The sequence below is a fragment of the Priestia sp. P5_B4 genome, from assembly GCF_056400385.1.
Window position 1 is genome coordinate 1 of sequence record NZ_JBFULJ010001336.1, and the last position, 732, is coordinate 732.

The 732-nt window shown below is 36.1% G+C and carries 1 protein-coding gene; it reads right to left on the reverse strand.

The window, feature by feature from the left end:
• Window positions 1–626: aldose epimerase family protein (locus AC1DRF_RS30825; protein WP_477742678.1), on the reverse strand; the 626-nt coding region annotated here is incomplete at its 3' end.
• Between the last annotated feature and the right edge of the window lie 106 nt (window positions 627–732).

Consider the following 732-nt stretch of genomic DNA (forward strand, 5'->3'; position numbering starts at 1 on the left):
TTATTCAACTCTAAGAATTCGTTACTTTTCAGCTTCAAAACATGATCCAACACCGTTTCTTTTAGATTTCCGCTTAAATTGAAATACGTATGATTTGTTAAATTAATAAGAGTATCTTGATCTGTTGTTCCTTCGTAAGAAATATGGAACTCATTTTTATTCGTTAATGTATACGTAACTTTCACTTCAAGGTTGCCGGGATAGCCTTCTTCTCCGTCTTTACTTACATATGTAAATTCAACGCCTACATGATCACTTGCATCAATTGTTTTGGCATTCCATATTTTGTGACTAAATCCTTCTGATCCGCCATGCAGATGGTTGTTTCCTTCATTTTTCTCTAGACGGTAGGTTTCATTATTAAGCTCAAACGCTGCTCCGCCTATACGCCCTGCTACGCGTCCGACCACAGCTCCGAAATAAGGAGAATACTTTTGGTATTCTTCTATTGAATCGAATCCCAATACAACACTTTCAATCTTCCCTTCAGAATCCGGCATTTCAATATTTGATATCACACACCCATAGTCAAGGCAGGTGATTTTAAGGCCTTCATCATTTAATAAGGTATAAGCATGTACAGCTTGATTGTTTAGTTCGCCAAATTTCTCAAAATTCACTTTCATTTTTAATCAGTCCAATCCTCTTTTTATTCGTAAATTGCTTAACGAATCCTACATGTTATAAACATGGGATACGTTCTTATAGTTCCCTCTCCAATCTTTCCTGAAT